This window comes from Flavobacterium sp. (genome assembly GCF_044341265.1).
GTDB lineage: Bacteria > Bacteroidota > Bacteroidia > Flavobacteriales > Flavobacteriaceae > Flavobacterium.
In genome coordinates this window covers 50,793-70,612 of record NZ_JBIISA010000009.1, presented here as the reverse complement: position 1 = coordinate 70,612, position 19,820 = coordinate 50,793, and the positions used below count along the sequence as shown (strand labels likewise).

Annotated in this window: 18 protein-coding genes and 1 pseudogene; 10 read left to right on the top strand and 9 right to left on the bottom strand. The window is 30.6% G+C overall.

The annotated features are described in order from the left end of the window. Positions 1-4: 4 nt before the first annotated feature. Positions 5-526, top strand: coding sequence for a hypothetical protein (locus ACIQ06_RS06390; protein WP_396144621.1), 522 nt, complete (start codon positions 5-7; stop codon positions 524-526). Positions 527-528: 2 nt separating this feature from the next. Here the strand turns inward: ACIQ06_RS06390 and ACIQ06_RS06385 are convergent, their stop codons facing one another. Continuing rightward, entirely contained in the window at positions 529-1,752 is a 1,224-nt protein-coding gene (locus ACIQ06_RS06385; protein WP_396144618.1) for an MFS transporter, read from the bottom strand. A 235-nt stretch (positions 1,753-1,987) separates the two neighbouring features. Between ACIQ06_RS06385 and ACIQ06_RS06380 the strand changes: the two genes are divergently transcribed. Beyond that, positions 1,988-3,622, top strand: a complete 1,635-nt coding sequence (locus ACIQ06_RS06380) for an ABC-F family ATP-binding cassette domain-containing protein (RefSeq protein ID WP_396144614.1) — start codon at positions 1,988-1,990, stop codon at positions 3,620-3,622. A 103-nt stretch (positions 3,623-3,725) separates the two neighbouring features. Here ACIQ06_RS06380 and ACIQ06_RS06375 read toward each other — a convergent pair whose 3' ends face one another. The 6 genes from ACIQ06_RS06375 to ACIQ06_RS06350 form a co-directional block, all read right to left on the bottom strand. Then, the gene (locus ACIQ06_RS06375) at positions 3,726-4,079 is read right to left on the bottom strand and encodes a hypothetical protein (protein ID WP_396144612.1); all 354 of its coding nucleotides are present in this window, start codon (positions 4,077-4,079) and stop codon (positions 3,726-3,728) included. Between the two features lie 44 nt (positions 4,080-4,123). After that, positions 4,124-6,307, bottom strand: a complete 2,184-nt coding sequence (locus ACIQ06_RS06370) for a von Willebrand factor type A domain-containing protein (RefSeq protein WP_396144610.1) — start codon at positions 6,305-6,307, stop codon at positions 4,124-4,126. Between the two features lie 45 nt (positions 6,308-6,352). After that, positions 6,353-6,748, bottom strand: a complete 396-nt coding sequence (locus ACIQ06_RS06365) for a carboxypeptidase-like regulatory domain-containing protein (protein WP_396144608.1) — start codon at positions 6,746-6,748, stop codon at positions 6,353-6,355. A 31-nt stretch (positions 6,749-6,779) separates the two neighbouring features. Next, positions 6,780-7,691, bottom strand: a complete 912-nt coding sequence (locus ACIQ06_RS06360) for a hypothetical protein (protein WP_396144606.1) — start codon at positions 7,689-7,691, stop codon at positions 6,780-6,782. Positions 7,692-7,694: 3 nt separating this feature from the next. Next, the gene (locus ACIQ06_RS06355; RefSeq protein ID WP_396144605.1) at positions 7,695-8,195 is read right to left on the bottom strand and encodes an RNA polymerase sigma factor; all 501 of its coding nucleotides are present in this window, start codon (positions 8,193-8,195) and stop codon (positions 7,695-7,697) included. A 204-nt stretch (positions 8,196-8,399) separates the two neighbouring features. Then, complete coding sequence (locus tag ACIQ06_RS06350) at positions 8,400-9,233, bottom strand: DUF6929 family protein (RefSeq protein ID WP_396144602.1); 834 nt, start codon at positions 9,231-9,233, stop codon at positions 8,400-8,402. Between the two features lie 59 nt (positions 9,234-9,292). On the opposite strand from ACIQ06_RS06350, the gene ACIQ06_RS06345 reads away from it, so the two are divergent. The 4 genes from ACIQ06_RS06345 to ACIQ06_RS06330 all read left to right on the top strand — a co-directional run bounded on the left by ACIQ06_RS06345 (position 9,293) and on the right by ACIQ06_RS06330 (position 12,459). Further along, positions 9,293-10,168, top strand: a complete 876-nt coding sequence (locus ACIQ06_RS06345) for a PPK2 family polyphosphate kinase (protein WP_396144599.1) — start codon at positions 9,293-9,295, stop codon at positions 10,166-10,168. Positions 10,169-10,250: 82 nt separating this feature from the next. Next, the gene (locus ACIQ06_RS06340) at positions 10,251-11,657 is read left to right on the top strand and encodes an MATE family efflux transporter (protein ID WP_396144597.1); all 1,407 of its coding nucleotides are present in this window, start codon (positions 10,251-10,253) and stop codon (positions 11,655-11,657) included. Beyond that, positions 11,641-12,219: a hypothetical protein gene (locus tag ACIQ06_RS06335; RefSeq protein ID WP_396144595.1), complete on the top strand. Its 579-nt coding sequence runs from the start codon at positions 11,641-11,643 to the stop codon at positions 12,217-12,219. The genes ACIQ06_RS06340 and ACIQ06_RS06335 overlap by 17 nt, the downstream gene beginning before the upstream one ends. A 12-nt stretch (positions 12,220-12,231) precedes the next feature. Then, on the top strand, positions 12,232-12,459 hold the full coding sequence (locus tag ACIQ06_RS06330) for a hypothetical protein (protein WP_298115261.1): 228 nt from the start codon (positions 12,232-12,234) through the stop codon (positions 12,457-12,459). On the opposite strand, the gene meaB is transcribed toward ACIQ06_RS06330, so the two are convergent. After that, positions 12,460-13,542 (bottom strand): methylmalonyl Co-A mutase-associated GTPase MeaB, encoded by a 1,083-nt coding sequence (gene meaB / locus ACIQ06_RS06325; RefSeq protein WP_396144592.1) that lies wholly within the window; start codon positions 13,540-13,542, stop codon positions 12,460-12,462. A gap of 117 nt (positions 13,543-13,659) precedes the next feature. Here meaB and ACIQ06_RS06320 point away from each other — a divergent pair. From ACIQ06_RS06320 to ACIQ06_RS06310, 3 genes and pseudogenes are all read left to right on the top strand, one after another. After that, positions 13,660-14,870: pseudogene (locus ACIQ06_RS06320) on the top strand (MFS transporter). Between the two features lie 122 nt (positions 14,871-14,992). Further along, the gene (locus tag ACIQ06_RS06315; protein WP_396144589.1) at positions 14,993-16,396 is read left to right on the top strand and encodes an FAD-binding oxidoreductase; all 1,404 of its coding nucleotides are present in this window, start codon (positions 14,993-14,995) and stop codon (positions 16,394-16,396) included. Between the two features lie 78 nt (positions 16,397-16,474). Beyond that, on the top strand, positions 16,475-16,948 hold the full coding sequence (locus tag ACIQ06_RS06310) for a hypothetical protein (protein WP_396144586.1): 474 nt from the start codon (positions 16,475-16,477) through the stop codon (positions 16,946-16,948). Positions 16,949-17,181: 233 nt separating this feature from the next. On the opposite strand, the gene ACIQ06_RS06305 is transcribed toward ACIQ06_RS06310, so the two are convergent. Then, positions 17,182-18,822 (bottom strand): XAC2610-related protein, encoded by a 1,641-nt coding sequence (locus ACIQ06_RS06305; RefSeq protein WP_396144584.1) that lies wholly within the window; start codon positions 18,820-18,822, stop codon positions 17,182-17,184. A 140-nt stretch (positions 18,823-18,962) separates the two neighbouring features. Here ACIQ06_RS06305 and nadC point away from each other — a divergent pair, with 140 nt between their 5' ends. Next, positions 18,963-19,820 (top strand): carboxylating nicotinate-nucleotide diphosphorylase, encoded by an 858-nt coding sequence (gene nadC, locus ACIQ06_RS06300; protein WP_396144582.1) that lies wholly within the window; start codon positions 18,963-18,965, stop codon positions 19,818-19,820.

Below are 19,820 nucleotides of genomic sequence, written 5' to 3'. Positions count from 1 at the left end.
ATATATGAATAAAATTGTAATTCTATTTTTAGTTCTACTATGTTTTTCTTGTAAGAAGGAAAAGTTTACTACAGAAAGTTTACTTCTTGAAAATTTAAAAGAAACTTCTAGTTTTTATGAAATTCAAGTTAAGCAAATTTCTGAAGCAATTAGTGCAAAACAAGAAGATTTTGGTTATAAATCAGGGAAATTGGATACATTAAATCAAATAACAATAAAACTTGATAAATTATTTATAGACTTAAAGTCAAAAAATAAAGAAGAGAAAGTTACTGTTCAAGACAAATTTATAAAAGAAATAAATAATCTTAATTCTGAATACAAATTAAACAAACTTTCCTCAGAAAAATTAGATGTTTTAGATAATGAAACTTTATATTTTTATTTAAAATCTGAGTATTATAAAAATCAATTTGAAAATTATACAAAGTATTATTCAAAAATGGGAACTAACTGTGGTTTTGAAAAATATTCTGAAAAGAAAGAAGAATTAATCAAATTAATTGAAAATTCGGATATTCAATAATTCTATCTAAACAACTTCAGTTTATAGGATAAAGTCGAAATTAAGACGCCAAAAACTCCAATAAAGGCAAACGAATATTTCAAGCTTGTAAGTTCGGCGATGTAACCTATTATTGGTGGTCCAATTAAAAATCCGACAAAGCTGATGCTTGAGACTATTGTCAATGCAACACTTGTTGTAACTTTTTTACTGTTTCCAGCGGCATTAAAAACAATCGGAATTACATTGGAAACTCCAAATCCAACTAACATAAAAGCCATTGTACAGGGAATCAAATAAGGAAATAAAACAGCGCAATATAATCCGATTGATATCACAAATCCACTGGTAAGAATCACATTTCTTGAACCAAATTTTCGAACTAAAATATCGCTCAAAAATCGTCCAATTGCCATAGTTATCATAAAGGAAGTGTAACCCAAAATAGCTAATGCGCCTGGAGCTTTTACTATTTCTTTGAAATAAACGCCACTCCAATCAAACATTATTCCTTCACTTGCCATGCATAAAAAGCAAATCAATCCATACCAAATCAAAGTCTTATCTTGAATTTTGAAGAATGAGGTTTTCTCTTTTTCTACTGGTTTTTGAGGTTTGACTTTTACTAAATAATTATAATTAGTTGCAATTAATATTGTGATAATCAATAAAACTATTAGGAAATGTTGAAATGGAGTTAGTTTTAAAAACAGCATCAACAATGCCAATAAAGCTCCTGAAAATCCTGCTAAACTCCATGAACCATGAAATGAACCTGTGATAGGTTTGTCAAATAATTGTTGTGTAAAAACGCCTTGGCTATTAACAGCAATATTGCAAAAATTACCAAAAAAACCGAAGAGAAATAAACCTAAAGCTAATTGCCAACTTTCTGTCGGTAAACCCAATAAAGTCAAGAAAAAAGCATAAACAAAAAGTCCTAAAATGGCTATTTTTCTACTACCATATTTTGCAACAACTATTCCGGACAATGGCATAGCAATTAATTGACCTGCCGGTAAAGCAAATAAAATTGAACCTAAATCAGATTCGCTTAAATTCAAGCTTAATTTTAAATCAGGAATTCTACTTGCCCAAGTTGCAAAGCAAAAACCCATTCCGAAGAAAAATAATGAAGTAGCTATTCTTATTCGAATAAGATAAGATTGTTTCGCTTTTTGGAAGGATTTTTTAATCTTCGCTTTCGGTAAAATTTTGCTTAAAAAACTATAGTCAATTAATGGCATAAGGGTTCATTAGATTTTCAAAATTACTCTAAATTTATTTTTTGCCTTTCAAATTGTGTAACTAAATCTTCCGAATTATTTAAACTTTAAAAAATTAGCATTTCAATTAATAAATCATTGAAAAACAAACCTTTTTTTTCTGATATTGAAATTGATAAATTCCTTAATTAATCTATCTTTGCACCTTCAAAAAAAAATCTGATAATCTAATTATCTAAAAATCTAACAATCTAAAATGATTACAGTTAACGATATTGCCGTTGAATTTGGTGGAACAACTCTTTTTAGTGAAGTAACATTTGCTATCAATGAAACTGATAAAATTGCCTTAATGGGTAAAAATGGAGCAGGAAAATCTACTTTGTTAAAAATTGTTGCCGGTGCAAATAAACCAACACGCGGAAATATTTCAGCTCCAAGTGATGCAGTTGTTGCCTATTTGCCTCAACATTTATTAACAGAAGATAATTGTACGGTAATGGAAGAAACATCAAAAGCGTTTGCTGCGGTGTTGAATATGAAAAAAGAAATCGACGAAATCAACGAACAATTGACCATTCGTACCGATTATGAAAGTGATGACTATATGAAATTGATTGAAAGAGTTTCGGAGTTATCTGAAAAATACTATTCAATTGAAGAAGTAAACTATGAAGCTGAAGTTGAAAAAATATTAAAAGGATTAGGATTTGAAAGAGAAGATTTCAATCGTCCAACAAAAGAATTTTCTGGAGGTTGGAGAATGCGAATTGAATTAGCAAAAATCTTACTAACAAAACCAGATTTGATTCTTCTGGATGAGCCAACCAATCACTTAGATATGGATAGTATCGAATGGTTGGAGGATTTTTTGATCAATCAAGCTAAAGCCGTAATGGTAATTTCGCACGATAGAGCCTTTGTAGATAACATTACAAACCGAACTATCGAAGTTACAATGGGAAGAATTTATGACTACAAAGCCAAGTATTCTCATTATTTAGAATTAAGAAAAGATAGAAGAGTTCACCAGCAAAAAGCATACGATGAACAACAGAAATACATAGCAGATAATCAGGCATTTATTGATAGATTTCGTGGTACTTTTTCTAAAACCGATGCCGTTCAATCGCATGTTAGAATGTTAGAAAAAATTGTTCCTATCGAAGTGGATGAAATTGATAATTCGGCTTTGAAGTTGAAATTTCCACCATCAATTCGTTCAGGTCAATATCCAGTAATTGTTAAAGATTTAGAGAAATCGTATGGCGATAAATTGATTTTCAAAGATGCCAATATCGTAATTGAACGCGGCGATAAAGTAGCATTTGTTGGAAAAAATGGTGAAGGAAAATCAACTATGATTAAAGCCATCATGAAAGAAATCGAAATCAATAGTGGATCGGTTGAGGTTGGTCATAATGCTCAAATTGGTTACTTTGCTCAAAATCAAGCTGCATTATTAGACGAAAACGCTACTATTTTTGAAACAATTGATAACATTGCAGTTGGTGATGTTCGTACTCAAATTAAAAATATTCTTGGAGCTTTTATGTTTCATGGAGACGATACAACCAAAAAAGTAAAAGTACTTTCTGGTGGTGAAAAAACGCGTTTGGCAATGATAAAATTATTGTTGGAACCTGTAAATCTATTGATTTTGGATGAGCCATCAAATCACTTAGATATGAAAACCAAAGACATTATCAAAGATGCTTTGCGTGATTTTGATGGTACTTTAATCTTAGTTTCTCACGATAGAGATTTCCTTGACGGATTGGCTACCAAAGTATTTGAATTTGGAAACAAACGAGTGAAAGAGCATTTTGAAGACATAAAAGGTTTCTTAGCTCACAAGAAAATGGATTCTTTGAAAGAAATTGAGAAGTAATTTTAAGTATTAAGATTTTAGTATTAAGTATTAAGACTAGCTTATAAATTAAACCCGATAAATTCTATGAACTTATCGGGTTTTTTTAATTAACCAATTTAACCTAATTATTTTTTTCTTTCCATTTCTTAAAACCTAATGCGTTTTCTTTTATTTCGTTTTGCCATTTAATTCCAAATTTTAAATTTAGTAAGTCAAAAGCTTTTTGATTTTCAGACTCATAAAAAGCTAAATTTGTTGGCGGTACACAACCAAAATCATGAAATACAATGTTATATTTTTTTGCAAAATCTATTTCTTTTTGAGTAATAGCTGATACTATTCCGCCTAATAAATAAATTTTAATTGATTTTTGAATTAAAAAAGTATCATTCAATTTATTATTTTTATTAAAATCATTACTAAAGTGATTTGAAGCAGTAAAAAGAATGACTAACAATAATATTCTAGACTTCATAATAATTGTTTTAAATTTTATTATTACACAATAACTGTGCCTTTTTATAAGTTTGTACTACTCTCAATTAATCTAATAAATTCAGATCTGTAACCTTCTGTATCATTGGTTAAACCTTGATTAGCAAGCTCTAAAATAGCATCATTAGATTTATTTACTACTAGTTTTGAATCTCTTAATTTTAATCCGAACCAAGCTACAGAAGCACAAAATTTAAAATCTTCTGATGTACTTTGTAAATCATTTGATTTATTGGCAATAATCGCACCTATTTCAATACTTTTATCGCCATCAGGTTTTTTATAACGGAATTTAATTGTTGCTAATTCTTCACTATAATTTTTAGATGATGGTTCTGCCATAACACTGTATTTTAAATCTGTTGGTTCGTTATATAAATCACTTTTCACACCACGTGGAATGATTTCATACAAAGCAGTAACCGTATGACCACTTCCTAATTCTCCTGCATCGATAGTGTCATTTGTAAAATCTTCATCACGTAATTTTCTGTTTTCATAACCAATCAATCGATAGGCTTGAACATGTTTTGGATTGAATTCTATCTGAATTTTCACATCTTTAGCAATGGCAAACATGGAACCTTTAAACTCTTTTCCAAGAAAACGATTAGCTTCTTGAATGTTATCGATGTAAGCATAATTTCCGTTTCCTTTGTCGGCTAAAGTTTCTAATTTACTGTCTTTGTAATTTCCCATTCCATAGCCTAAACATGTTAAGTAAACACCTGATTTTCTTTTCTCTTCAATTAGCGTTTGCATATCAGAATCGGAAGAAGAACCAACATTAAAATCACCATCTGTTGCAAGAATTACTCTGTTGTTTCCACCTTTTATGAAATTTTCTTGAGCTACTTTGTAAGCCAATTCAATTCCGGCACCACCAGCAGTGCTTCCTCCAGATTGTAATTTATCTAATGCATCGATGATTGTTTTTTTGTCTTTTCCTGAAGTTGGAGGTAAAACCAAACCTGCAGCACCAGCATAGACCACCATTGAAATTTTATCTTCATTTCGTAATTGTTTTACTAATATTTTTAAAGATTGTTTTAGTAATGGCAATTTGTTAGGATCACTCATTGAACCCGAAACGTCAATTAAAAAAACTAAATTAGATAATGGTAAATTATCAGTTTCAATTATTTTTCCTTGTAAACCAATACGAACCAATTTATTGTTTGAATTCCATGGACAATCACTATATTCAGTATTAATTGAAAACGGATTTTCTCTCAAAGGTTGTGGGTAATTATACTTAAAAAAGTTTACCATTTCTTCCACTCTTACAGCGTCTTTTGGAACAACTTGACCGTTATTAATAAAACGACGAACATTTGTATATGAAGCATTATCAACGTCGATAGAAAAAGTTGAAAGCGGTGCGGTTTTCGGACTTTCAAATGGGTTTTCTACAAATGATTCGTAATCTTCTTGGCTTTCATATTTTGCAAGGACATCAATAGGTAAGTTTTGATTTGCTTCTAATTTTAGTTTTTCAATTTCTTTTTTAGAAAGATTTTTATCAGTTCTAATAATTATAACACCATTCGATCCTCTAGAACCATATTCTGAAATTGCTTTAGAATCTTTTAAAACTTGTAGAGTAACAATGTTTTCTGGTTTTAAAGATTTAAATTTTTTGCTATCAACTGGGAAACCATCAATAACATACAAAGGATCTATATTACTTCCTGTAGAACCAAATCCTCTTATTACTACTGTTGATTTAGTTCCTGGTTGTCCATTCCCTGTTGAGATATTTACGCCTGCTAACTGACCTTGTAAAGTATTAATAACGTTACTGTTTGGTCGATTTTCTATTGTTTGAGAAGAAACTTTGGTAGAAGATGCAACAGCAGCAGTTTTTTTTATTTTTGTACGATAACCTTGTGTTATAACCACTTCTTCTAGTACTGTTGAACTTTTATTTAGTTTTACATTAATTACATCAGAACTTCCAACAGTTATGTTTTTTGTTTCATAACCGATGTATTGAAAACTTAAGATATCACCTGCTTTAGCTTTTATGGAATATTTTCCATCAACGTCGGTTTGTACACTTTTATTTGTACTTTTTATAAATACATTGATACCAGGAAGTGGTACTAAATCATCTGAGACTATTCCAGTGATGTTTTTTTCTTGCCCAAATGTTAAGAAACATATAAGCATAGCAATGGCTGATGAAAATACTTTTAAATTTTTCATAATATTAAATTTTAAGGTTAGACTATGTGTGAAGTGTTATTCTAGCTACGTTTTTTCAATAGCTTCTTTTGAAATTTTGATTATTTCTGTTTGATTTTTTTGTTTTCTAATGGAACTCTCAATCGGATAAGTTTCTTGTAATAAAATGGTATTACTTATTAAAACTATGTTTAAGGTATTTGTTCGCTTCTTTATTTTTACTTTAACAGAATCGTATCCGATAAAGCTAAAAAGTAATGTTTCTCCAACCTTTGCTTTGATAGAAAATTTTCCATCGAAATCGGTATGAGTAAACGTTTTAGTTTCTTTTATTTGAACAACTACAAATGGAAGTACTGCGTTTTCATCAGAAACGGTTCCTGTTATTGTTTTTTCTTGGCTAAAACTAAGGAAACAACAAAACATAGTTATGGCTAATGAAATAAGTTTAAGACTTTTCATGGTTTGATTTTTTTTAGTATGATAAAATGGTTTATTCCTTTTTAGGCAAAGGTTTTCCGTCTTTTGTTGTTACAATTACAACACCTTTTTTTCCTTTTTCTCCATAAATTGAAACTGCTTTTTCTGGAGGTAAAATAGAAATACTTTCAATCTTTTGTTTATTCAAAGGCGCATATGGACTCGTCGGATTCGGACCAAATAATTCTTGCTCGGTGTAATATATTTTATTGATGATGTAGAGAGGTTCCGGTAGTTCTAAAATAATTTCTATATCTTCATCAGTAATATTTGATAATTTATCTCTCGTAACTTCACCATCTACTACAACAATTGGATCTAGTTTTTTAGTATCCTTATTCTTTTTTAAATTATCCTCCTTCTTTTCAACCTTAACTTCTTCATAAGTTACTCCACGTGATTCAAAATTGTTATTGCCATACCAAGTAGTATTAGAATTTCTAGGAGCTTGATTATGCTTTACTGCACTTGGTACTTCCATAACATCATTATAACTCTTTGCATTACCTTTTTCTTCGGCTTTATCAGCGATAACTACTGTATTCGGTTTTGCAATTTGCTCTTTCAAAATTTCATCCGCATTTTCTTTAATATTCGGATTTTCAATTTCTGTAGAGACTATGCCATTTTGATTTTCTAATGAATCTTGAATTATTGGCCTTTCAACTTCTTTTGTTACGATTTCATTATTGGGTGAAACTATTTCTTTTTCGGTTTTAAAAAACTGATAACCAATGGTAACTAATAATACAATTGAGGCTGCAACTAAAAGTTTCTTCCAATTGTTGTTATGTTTCTTTTCAACTTTGGTATCTAGTTTTGCATCAATTCTCGACCAAACTTTTTCCATCGAGGGAAAATCTTTGGTTTCAGCATTTTCAGCAGCCGATTTTATTTTGTTGAATAAATTATCTTGATTGTCCATGACTTATTTTACTTGTTGATAATAATGATTGTTGACTAATTCTTTCAGTTTGGTTTTAGCCACATTCAATTGTGATTTTGATGTTCCTTCCGATATTTTTAGCATGTTTGCTATTTCTTTATGACCGTAACCTTCAATCACAAAGAGGTTAAAAATAGTTTTGCATCCTTCTGGAATAAAATTGAGTAAATTCAACAAATCTTCTTCTTCCAAATGAGTTTCCGGCAACGTTTCAGGTTGCAGTTGGATACTTGCGTCTTCAATGTATATATTAAAGTTTACATTTCTTTTCAATTGATGCAAACATTGATTTACAGTAATTTTTCTTGCCCAAGCTTCAAAAGCACCCAATTCTTTCAATTGATCCATTTTGGTAAAAATAGTGTAGAAAGCATCGGCTAATACTTCTTCAATTTCTTCTTCCTTTTTTAAATACCTTTTACAAGTGCGATACAACTTAGGCGACATCAGTTCGTAAACTTGTCGCTGTGCATCGCGTTGCATTTTTCGGCAGTTAATAAGTATCGTTTCGTTTATCACAATAAAGGTATTTATTATAAAGAGAACATTTTTTATAAAAAGGTTGGGAAGAGATGAAAAAAGTTTTCAGTTAACGGTTTTCAGTTTTCAGAAAATCGCCTTACTTTCAGTTATAGTATTAAATTCTGATTATCTCTTGACTAACGACCAACAACTAACAACTAATCACTATTTACTAATCACTAACTTATAAATATTAGATTCTAAAACTTCGGTATCGTTATCTTCGCAAAGTAAAAATTCAATTTCTTTTTCCGATTTTTTGAAAAGCGTTATTCCTTCAAATTTTTGTGTATCGGTTATTTTCTTTGTAAAATCAATTTTCATTTTCTTTACATCAATTCTTCCTACGATGCTTCCAAGAACTTCACCATCATTATAAGTTGAGTCAGTATTCTCTGCAGTTGCTAAGAAATATATTTTGTCGTCAACCAAAATGGCATCTGTAAAACTGGTTCTTATACCTTTTATTTTAGGTAGTTTGTATTCATTGGCTACAATTCTAAATTCGTTGGCTAAGTTTTTTCCGTCGATAGTAAAAACTACATTTTTGTTGGTTTTTCCATTACCTCTGTTAAATAGAAACCAAGTTTCACCATTAAAAATAGCACCTTCTAAATTAAAATCTTCTTCTGCTATTTTTCCAAAAGATTGCATAGCCAAATATAAATCGGATAAATCTTGCGATTTAATTACACTTTTAGATTTAGCATCAACTTGAACCATAATAGTTCTATTTGCTGTTGAACCTGAACCAAAAAGGTATAAACTATCTTGATATTTTGTAATGGCTTCAAAATCGGGTTTAATACTTTTAGGAATATTTTCTTCTGAGTTTTCTGCCAAAGCATGGCGTTCAAGTTTATTGTTAGACATTTGATATTCATATAAATACGAACTATTGTCTCCAATTGCAAAAATAGTATTATCTTGATAAATCAATCCAGAAGCAGAGCCAAGACCAATGATTTTAAATAATAGTGTAAGTTGAAATTTTTCCATTTTGTGTAGTGTATGAGAAACCAAAAATACTATTTTTACAATAATTAAATGAATTAAAAATGAAATCAATTAACATAGAAGATTTTAAAGTTGTTGGAAACATAAATTTGTCAAAAATCCCAACAAAATTAGATATTGATACAGATAAAGAGCAAGAGGAAGTAGAGTTGGACAAAGTTCAGATAAAGTTGAGTAAAAAGCAAGATGCTATGTATGCACACAATCGTCATGCCTTTTTAATATGCTTGCAAGGAATGGACACCAGCGGAAAGGATAGTTTGATTCGTGAGGTTTTTAAAGAATTTAATCCACGTGGTGTTGTGGTTCATAGTTTTAAAACCCCAAATTCTACAGAGTTGGAGCATGATTATTTATGGCGTCACTATTTGGCTTTACCTGAGAAAGGGAAATTTGCTGTTTTCAACAGAACACATTATGAAAACGTATTGGTGACTAGAGTTCATCCAGAATATATTTTATTTGAAAACCTTCCTGGAATCGAAAAAGTAGAAGATATTACGCCACAATTTTGGGAAAATCGTTTTGAGCAAATCAACAATTTTGAAAAACATATCTCTCAGAATGGTACTAAAATTTTGAAATTTTATTTTCACATGAGTAAAGAAGAGCAGCGTTTAAGATTATTAAAGCGTTTGGAAAATCCAGAAGATAATTGGAAATTTTCAACAGGTGATTTAAAAGAGCGCGAACGTTGGGATGATTATATGAAGTATTACGAAGAAGCAATTAACATGACTTCTAAAGATTATGCGCCTTGGTATGTTATTCCTGCAGATGATAAAGGTGTTGCACGTTATATTGTAGCGAAAACCATTTGGGAAGAAATGCAAAAATTAACAGACATTACCGAACCAGAGTTAGATCCAAAAGTTGCAGCAAATATTGATGTTTATAGAGAACAATTGAAAGGTTAAAAAAAACAAGATTTTATTAATTTCTAAAATTTCTAAAATCTGTGTTCCTTTCTATTATCTTTGCGCACTCAAAAAATGCACCGTGAATTTATCTCAATATACCAAAGAGTTTCGTTACAACCTTCAACTTGCTTATCCAGTAATTTTGGGTATGCTTGGTCATACGTTGATTGGAATTGTCGATAATATTATGGTTGGAAAGTTGGGTTCAACAGAATTGGCTGCGGTTTCACTTGGAAATAGTTTAATTTTTGTTGCGATGTCAATTGGTATAGGGTTTTCAACTGCTTTAACAACAATTGTTGGTGAAGCTGATGCAGAAAAAGATAACGATAAAATTCGATCGGCTTTTCATCACGGAATGCTTTTGTGTACCATTTTAGGTTTCGCATTATTCGGAATGGTTGTTTTGGCCAAACCAATTATGGAAATGCTACACCAACCAAAAGAAGTGATTGAATTGGCTAAACCATATTTAGATTGGGTAGCTTTTTCGTTAGTTCCACTAATAATTTATCAAGGATACAAGCAGTTTGCCGATGGTTTGTCAATGACAAAATATTCGATGTATGCCATTGTTGGAGCAAATATTATTCACGTTATCATCAATTATTTATTAATCTACGGAATTTGGATTTTTCCAAAAATGGGAATTATTGGCGCCGCTCTTGGAACTGTAATTTCCAGAATTGCGATGGTAGTTTTTATGCACTTCATTTTGGCAAAACAAGAACGCTTGAAACAGTATTTTAAAGGATTTAGTTTTGATGAAATTAAGAAAGCAACCATTGTCAAAATTGTAAATCTAGGATTGCCTTCAGCAATGCAAATGTTATTCGAAGTAGTATTATTTACCGCAGCAATTTGGCTTTGTGGAAACATCGGAAAAACGAGTCAAGCTGCTAATCAAATTGCTTTGAGTTTAGCTTCAATGACCTTTATGTTTGCTATGGGATTAAGCGTAGTTTCAATGATTAGAATTAGTAATCAAAAAGGATTACAAGATTATAGAAATTTGGTTGTGGTTGCTCGTTCTATTTTTTTATTAGCCATAATAATTGAAGTAGTTTTTGCCATATTGTTTGTAGCTTTTCATCAAATTTTACCGCCATTATTTATGGATATGAAAGACCAAGTTCAACTTGTTGATAATACCGAAGTTGTAACTATTGCTGCTAAATTATTATTAGTTGCAGCTGTTTTTCAAATTTCTGATGGAATTCAAGTGGTGGTTCTTGGAGCTTTACGCGGATTGCAAGATGTGAAAATTCCTATGTATATTACGTTTGTAGCTTATTGGATAATTGGGTTTCCAATATCTTATTATTTAGGAGAATATACTGATTTGAAAGCTGTTGGTGTTTGGTTAGGGCTTTTAGCAGGATTAACAGCAGCTGCATTATTTTTGTACATTCGTTTTCATTATCTAACAAAATCATTAATTTTGAAAGATAGTTTAAAATCAACCTCAAATGATACAACTGAATAGAGGAGAAGAGTTCAAACAAATTATTATTGAACATCCATTGCAAAAGAAATATGCTGTTTCCAATCAAGGAAGAATCATTAGTTATACAGATGATTTTTTGAGTGGAAGAGAAATAAAATGCGCGATAACTGAAGGTTTCAGAGTTTTTAGGTATCAAACTAGAGAAAATGGCAAACGAAAAGACAAAGGTTTTCTAGTTTATAAATTAGTAGCTCAATATTTTATTCCAAATGATAATCCAGAACGAACCATGGTAATACATTTAGACTTTAGTAAAGACAATGATAGAGTTGAAAATTTGATATGGGCAACAAGAAGAGAACAAATTGATTTTCAATCAAAAAACCCTAACGTAATAGCAAATAAAGCTCGAATTATCGAATTTAACAAAAAAGCTGATGGAGCTAAGTTAACTTCAACACAAGTAATAAGAATAAAAAAAATGTTGCAACGACCAGACAATAAAACTCGTTTGGTGATGATTGCAAAACAATTCAATATCACAACCCAACAATTATATCGCATAAGAACCGGTGAAAATTGGGGACACATTAAAGTTTAAAAAATAAATACTATGCAATTACCAAAGTTTGTACTAGCCGACAACTCCGATTTTCCAGATGATATATTCGTTATACATTTAGATTTTCCACGTTTTATAATCAATTTGAAAGACGATGAAGTGGAGTTTTTAGAAGATTTAGAAGGAGAAGACGAAACCGAATTAGAATCGGAAATGGAACATTTAATTACACTAGCAGGAGAATTCTACGATAAAGAAATGGAAGCTTACGAAGAGTAATTATCTAAAATACTTTTTCAACAAATTCATAGCAGCTGCAAAGGGTGAAATTTCATCGTTTTGCACTGCTTTTTTGTTTTCTTCTAATTGTTTAATAATTTCTGGATGATTGTAGAAGTTTGATTTTAATTGCTCATTTATAGTTTCCATCATCCAAAATTGGTTCTGATTTTGACGTTTTTCTTGAAAATAATGATTCGTTTTTACCAATTCGAAATAATCTGAAATGGTTTTCCAGACCTCATCAATTCCTTCTTTGGTATAAGAACTACAAGTTGCCGCAGTTGGAATCCATCCACTTTGCTTTGCTGGGAATAAATGTAATGCTCTGTTGAATTCCGTTTTGGCTAATTTAGCTTTTGCAATATTATCACCATCGGCTTTATTGATTACAATTGCATCTGCCATTTCCATGATACCACGTTTTATGCCTTGTAATTCATCACCTGCACCAGAAATTTTCAAAAGTAAAAAGAAATCCACCATACTATGAACAGCAGTTTCGCTCTGTCCAACGCCAACAGTTTCAATGATAATTGTATCAAATCCGCAGGCTTCACAAAGAATTATGGTTTCACGTGTTTTTCTTGCAACTCCGCCAAGTGTTTCACCAGAAGCACTCGGACGAATAAATGCATTTTCATCTTTTACCAATTCTTCCATTCGGGTTTTATCACCAAGAATACTTCCGTGAGAAATGGTACTACTTGGATCGACAGCCAAAACGGCAACTTTTCTTCCTAAGGAAGTGATATGTTTTCCAAAAGCTTCTATAAAAGTACTTTTTCCTACTCCAGGAACGCCTGTAATTCCTATGCGTATTGATTTATTGGCATGAGGTAAACACGCTTGAATTATAGCATTAGCTTTTTCTAAATGTTCAGGATTGGTACTTTCTACGAGTGTAATGGCTCGACTTAAAGCTACTTTATCTTTTGCCAAAATACCATCAATCAACTCTTGCGCAGAAGGTTGTTTTCTTCGCATTTGTTTAATTACTTCAACCGAAGAATTACTCAAACTCTGTGGTTGATTAACGCCATCTTTTTCCGATAAAGCCGATTTTTTTGATGATTGTTCCAATAGTAATGGTATTTCTATTACAAATTTAGGTAAAATATTTTCGTTATGAACTTTGCAATAAAATTTTGCTTCTTTGCCGTTAAAAAAAGTATTTTTGCAGTATCAAAATTTACAACTGTGCAAAATCAATCTGCAACATTAAACAAAGAGGATTTACTTAATAAAACGGTTTACTCTATTCTGTTTTCTATCAGTTTTGCTCACTTGCTCAACGATTTAATTCAAGCCATTATTCCATCTATTTATCCAATAATTAAGGAAAGTTATCATCTAACATTTTCTCAAATCGGATTAATCACTTTTGCTTTTCAATTTTCTGCCTCAATTTTTCAACCTTTGGTTGGTTATTACACCGATAAAAATCCAAAACATTTTCTCAAATTTATGGAATGCTTTTTTCAATGGCAGGAATCATTTCAATTTCTTTTGCCAATAATTTTTATTGGATAATTGCTTCTGTAGTTTTAATTGGAACTGGTTCGTCTATTTTTCATCCTGAGTCGGCTCGAATTTCTAATTTAGCTTCTGGCGGAAAACGCGGTTTGGCACAATCTATTTTTCAAGTAGGAGGCAACTTCGGAACGGCTCTTGGACCACTTTTGGTTGCTTTAATTGTTGTTCCTAATTCTCAAAAGTATATCCTTTGGTTTGTTATTGTTGCCGCTTTAGGACTACTTATTTTAAGCAAAATTGCCTTTTGGTACAAAGAACATCTTGTTTTTAGAAAAAATAAAGTCCAACCTTTCATCGATTTGCACAATCTGCCTAAAAAGAAAGTTCAAATTTCTATTGCGATTTTATTAATAGTAATTTTTTCAAAGTTTTTCTATTCGGCAAGTCTTTCAAGTTATTATCAATTTTATATCATTGATAAATTTGGGTTAACTATAAAACAAGCGCAGTTTCACATGTTTATTTACTTGTTTTCGTATGCAGTTGGAACCATTCTTGGTGGACCTTTAGGCGATAAAATTGGAAGGAAATATGTTATTTGGTTATCAGTTTTTGGAGCATTTCCATTTGCTTTAGCATTACCTTATGTAGATTTATTTTGGACTGATGTTTTAATGGTTGTAATCGGAATAATCATTTCTTCAGCTTTTCCTGCAATTTTGGTTTATGCGCAAGAGTTAGTTCCCAAAAAACTCGGAATGGTCTCCGGATTATTCTATGGTTTTGCCTTCGGAATGGGTGCATTAGGCTCAGCTTTACTTGGAAAACTTGCCGATGCAACTTCAATACAATACGTTTACCACGTTTGTTCTTTCCTTCCACTAATAGGTATCATTTGTTATTTTTTACCAAATTTGAAAAAAAAGATAGATTAAGGCTAGTTTGAGGTCGTATTTTGTAAATGAAAAATTTCAAAAGCAATTAAGCTTTAAAAATCTATTTTCTTTATTCTCTATTCTATTTTCTTTTTCTATTTTTACTTCACAATTTATACAAAATGCAATTAAATCCAGAAATATTAAATAAGCTAACGTCTATAGTAGGTGAGTCTTATATTTTTACCGATATAGAAACGCGCAATCATTATGGTCACGATGAAACCGAAGATTATGTTTTTCCTCCAAATGTTGTATTAAAACCAGCAAATACTAAGGAAATTTCAGAAATCTTGAAAGTTGCCAACGAATATAAAATTCCAACAACACCAATCGGTGCAAGAACTGGATTGAGTGGCGGTGCTTTGTCTATTTATCAAGGAATTGGGCTTTCAATGGAACGTTTGAACAAAATAATTGAAATTGACGAACAAAACCTTCAAGTTACTGCCGAGCCTGCAGTAATTACTCAAGTTTTACGTGAAGCAGTTGCAGAGAAAGGTTTGTTTTATCCAGTCGATCCAAGTAGTCAAGGAAGTTGCTGGATTGGAGGAAATGTTGCTGAAAATTCTGGTGGTGCTCGTGCCGTTAAATATGGTGTTACTAAGGATTATGTAATAAACTTGGAAGTAGTTTTACCCAACGGAGAGATCATCTGGACAGGTGCAAATACCTTAAAAAATTCTACAGGATATAATCTTACTCAACTAATGGTTGGTAGTGAAGGTACTTTGGGTGTTATTACTAAAATTGTACTCAAACTTCTTCCTCAAAACACACATAATGTTTTAATGTTGGTTCCTTTTTTCAAAGCAAGTCAAGCGTGTGAAGCCGTTTCTGCCATTTTTAGAGCCGGAATTATTCCAAGTGCTTTAGAGTTTATGGAACGCGATGCCATTGATTGGACATTGAAATACAATGACAATATCAACATCACTGTCAAAGACAATGTTCAAGCACATTTATTGATTGAAGTTGACGGAAATTATCCAGAAATTCTTTTTTCGGAAGCTGAAAAAATTATGTCAGTTGTGGAACAATTTGAAATAGATGAGGTTTTATTTGCTGATACTGAAGATCAAAAAAATGCACTTTGGAAAATGAGACGTTCTGTTGCTGAAGCAGTAAAATCGAATTCAATTTATAAAGAAGAAGATACTGTTGTTCCTAGATATGTGTTACCTGAATTATTAAACGGAATCAAAAAAATAGGAAATAAATACGGATTCAAATCGGTTTGTTATGGTCATGCAGGTGATGGAAATTTGCATGTAAATATCATTAAAGGTGAAATGAATGATGAAAATTGGGAGAAAGAAGTGCCTAAAGGAATTCGTGAAATATTTGAATTAACTGTTGCTCTAAAAGGAACACTTTCTGGCGAACACGGAATTGGTTTTGTTCAAAAAAACTTTATGGATATTGCTTTTTCAAAAGTTCATTTAGAATTAATGGAACGCATTAAATATGTCTTTGACCCAAACAATATTTTAAATCCTGGAAAGATATTTCCTGATGAAGTTTAAAATACGATTTTATACGTATTTCATGTTTTTTCAAAGTAAAATAGTTTTACATCATACTAATCTTTAAATATTTTCATGATGAAAAAATTATTTTTTACAGCAATTTTATTAGGAACAATTTTTTATTCAAATGCACAAGAAACAACTTTTGGTGCAAAAGCTGGTGTTGACATAGCAACAGTTAAAGTAAAAATTGGAGGAACAACTGCAACAGCAAGTGAAACAGGATACTTTGCAGGTGGATTTGCAAATATTGGAGTTTCAGAATCTTTTTCTGTGCAACCAGAACTTTTGTTTGTAGCTATTACAGATTTCAATTTTTTGAGTGTTCCTATCTTAGGAAAATATTCTGTTTCTGAAAAATTTGGTGTTTTAGCTGGACCAAGTTTGAATTATTATCTTGATGCAACAGAAGATCAATTTAAACTAAATTTAGATTTTGGTGCTACTTATGAAATTTCAGAGGATTTCGGAATAAATGCAAAATATTCCATGGGAATGGGAGATGTAAGCATTAGCGGAATATTCATTGGAACTGAATATAAATTTTAATATAAATTTCAAAAATTAAAAGGCACAAACTTTAAAATTTGTGCCTTTTCTATTTAATCTCTTTTCGGAGTGTTTTTCTTAATTCTTTTTTCTTCTTTTTTCTCTTTCGCCGTTTTAAGAGGTTCCTTTTTTACGGTTTTCTTTGCGTCTTGACTTTTTGCCATGATTTATGGTTTTAATATTGCTAATAAGTAAATGTAGTAAATATTTGTAAGAATTACAGTTTTATCTGCTCAGATTTTTTCTTTTTCTATTTCTTTCAAAATAATTTTATTTTTTTTAATTTTTTGATACGTTTTCAAATAGTAATATTCGTCTGCGTTTTTTTCTTTTAATAATTCTTCAATGAATTTTTCTTCAAATAGAATTTTACCTTTTAAATCATAATGGATGATATGTTCAACATGATAAGACCTTCCCATATTGTAGTATAAAGTTATGGTTCTTAATTTGTTATCGACAGTTATTTCTGAACCAGATAGTTTTTTGCTGTAATCAAATTTCTTAGTCTTAGGATTGAATAGATAGTTGTCATAAAATGCATGACTAGCTCCTGAACTTGTAGAGTTATAAATTGAAAAATCTGCATATCCATCAAAATTGAAATCTTTAAAATCATCAGATGACGAATAGAATAAACTCTTTTCATCACGAATAATCATGTCTGGTTGAGAAATCAAAAGAGTCTTTCTAGTTTTACTATTGATTAATTTTCGTGTAATATTTTTGGCTTTTAAAGGTTTTTTATTGTCATCAAAAGTAATTTCGACTTTAGTCTCCCAATAACATTCAAGATTATTGATTTTGATTGGCTTACTATAATAAATATGATTTTCTGCTGGAGCACCATATTTTTTGAATTGGTATTTTTTATATTTAAAAGTGTCTTTAATAAAGGTATCTAATTCAAATCTTTCATTGTATTTGAATTTTGTCACAATAGAGTCAAATGCATATCCCATTGTATCATTGGTGTCTACAATAGTTTCTTGATTAACAAGTGATTGAATGAAAATTGAATCGTTTACAAACTCTGAAGTCATTTTATAACTATCAGAATCACCTCCAACTATTCCTAAAGTAATTTCTTTTATAGTGTCATTATGATTGAATTGAAGCACTTTCATAGTTTCATCACCATATTTTTGACGATAATAAATCGAGCCATAATAGTATGGATTTTCTCTAGATAAAAAGGCATCAGGTGATCTGTAATATTTTTCATTGACTTCAACTTTTGTAGAATCTATTCCAAGTTGATAAAGTTCATTTTTTTCCAATTTTCTTGAATTTTTTATCTCTTCAAGATAGTTATCCATTGATTCTTTTTTCTTGTCAATAAAACTATAAATGAAATTTTTGTGTTCTCTAGTTTCTTCAATTACTATAGAATCGTTGTTAAATGTTACGTTATAAAAATGAAAATTACTTGATAATCTATTATAATCATCGGTATATAAAAGGTATTTAGAAGGCGATAATTTATCAATTCTAAAGGTTTCGCCACTAATATATTCCTTATACAAGTTATTTCTATAAACAATATGACTTTCAGCAACTGGATTATAGGTTGCTCCAACATACTCTCCATAAAGATTTATAACTTTAAAAATGGAATCTTTTTCGTAAAATATTTCGGCACTATAATAATTTAACTGTGTTGAGTCTTTATTATAAATATCTTTGTAATGACCTAAAAAACGTTTCAATAAAATAGAATCTTGTTCAGATCTTCTATATTCAAATGGTGGAATTTTTGCTTCAACTTCTTCGACAATGCTGTTTTTTTTAATTTGCTTTGTGACAATAGATTTGCAGCCGTTAATCAGCAGAAGAATGTAAAGAGAAAGTATAAAATAATTACTATTCTTCATGAGTTTTTGAAGTTATTAAAGGCTATCAAATGTATAAAAAAATGTAATTGAATATTTTTAGTTAATCTATTTATAATTTCAGATTTATATCATAACGCAAATCAACATTTTTAATTATTTTAGCCATTCAAATTTAGATTATGATTTCAGAAGCACAAATTCAAAACGAACTCCAATTAATTATACAAAATGCCATTCGAGAAGATGTTGGCGATGGCGATCATTCTTCACTAGCATGTATTCCGGCTGATGCACAAGGAAAAGCTAAACTATTAGTAAAAGACAATGGAATTATTGCCGGAGTAGAGTTTGCTAAAATGGTTTTCAATTATGTTGATGCCAACATGAAAGTAGAAACGTTTATCAATGATGGTTCAACAGTGAAATATGGCGACGTAGTTTTCCATGTTTCGGGAAGTTCGCAATCAATTTTAAAAGCAGAACGATTAGTGTTGAATTCGATGCAAAGAATGAGTGCGATTGCAACTAAAACAAGAAAATATGTTGATTTGCTGGAAGGAACAAATACAAAAGTTCTCGACACAAGAAAAACAACGCCAGGTTTTAGAGCTTGTGAAAAATGGGCTGTAAAAATTGGTGGAGGTGAAAATCACCGATTTGCTTTGTACGATATGGTAATGCTAAAAGACAATCACAACGATTTTGCTGGTGGAATTACAAAAGCAATCAACAAAACAAAAGAATATCTAAAAGCCAACAATAAAGATTTAAAAATTATAGTTGAAGCTAGAAATCTTGATGAAATAAAAGAAATTTTGCAAAACGATGGGGTTTATAGAATTTTAATCGACAATTTTAATTTTGATGATACCAAAAAAGCTGTCGAATTAATTGGAACAAAATGTTTAACTGAATCATCAGGAAACATCAATGAAAATACCATTCGTCAATATGCTGAGTGTGGAGTGAATTACATTTCATCTGGTGCTTTGACACATTCTGTTTATAACATGGATTTAAGCTTAAAAGCAATCTAA

Bases quoted from the DNA above. Each gene is read 5' to 3' on its own strand.
- ACIQ06_RS06390 (WP_396144621.1), top strand. From the start codon at position 5: ATGAATAAAATTGTAATTCTATTTTTAGTTCTACTATGTTTTTCTTGT.
- ACIQ06_RS06385 (WP_396144618.1), bottom strand. From the start codon at position 1,752: ATGCCATTAATTGACTATAGTTTTTTAAGCAAAATTTTACCGAAAGCG.
- ACIQ06_RS06380 (WP_396144614.1), top strand. From the start codon at position 1,988: ATGATTACAGTTAACGATATTGCCGTTGAATTTGGTGGAACAACTCTT.
- ACIQ06_RS06375 (WP_396144612.1), bottom strand. From the start codon at position 4,079: ATGAAGTCTAGAATATTATTGTTAGTCATTCTTTTTACTGCTTCAAAT.
- ACIQ06_RS06370 (WP_396144610.1), bottom strand. From the start codon at position 6,307: ATGAAAAATTTAAAAGTATTTTCATCAGCCATTGCTATGCTTATATGT.
- ACIQ06_RS06365 (WP_396144608.1), bottom strand. From the start codon at position 6,748: ATGAAAAGTCTTAAACTTATTTCATTAGCCATAACTATGTTTTGTTGT.
- ACIQ06_RS06360 (WP_396144606.1), bottom strand. From the start codon at position 7,691: ATGGACAATCAAGATAATTTATTCAACAAAATAAAATCGGCTGCTGAA.
- ACIQ06_RS06355 (WP_396144605.1), bottom strand. From the start codon at position 8,195: ATGCAACGCGATGCACAGCGACAAGTTTACGAACTGATGTCGCCTAAG.
- ACIQ06_RS06350 (WP_396144602.1), bottom strand. From the start codon at position 9,233: ATGGAAAAATTTCAACTTACACTATTATTTAAAATCATTGGTCTTGGC.
- ACIQ06_RS06345 (WP_396144599.1), top strand. From the start codon at position 9,293: ATGAAATCAATTAACATAGAAGATTTTAAAGTTGTTGGAAACATAAAT.
- ACIQ06_RS06335 (WP_396144595.1), top strand. From the start codon at position 11,641: ATGATACAACTGAATAGAGGAGAAGAGTTCAAACAAATTATTATTGAA.
- ACIQ06_RS06330 (WP_298115261.1), top strand. From the start codon at position 12,232: ATGCAATTACCAAAGTTTGTACTAGCCGACAACTCCGATTTTCCAGAT.
- ACIQ06_RS06315 (WP_396144589.1), top strand. From the start codon at position 14,993: ATGCAATTAAATCCAGAAATATTAAATAAGCTAACGTCTATAGTAGGT.
- ACIQ06_RS06310 (WP_396144586.1), top strand. From the start codon at position 16,475: ATGAAAAAATTATTTTTTACAGCAATTTTATTAGGAACAATTTTTTAT.
- ACIQ06_RS06305 (WP_396144584.1), bottom strand. From the start codon at position 18,822: ATGAAGAATAGTAATTATTTTATACTTTCTCTTTACATTCTTCTGCTG.
- nadC (WP_396144582.1), top strand. From the start codon at position 18,963: ATGATTTCAGAAGCACAAATTCAAAACGAACTCCAATTAATTATACAA.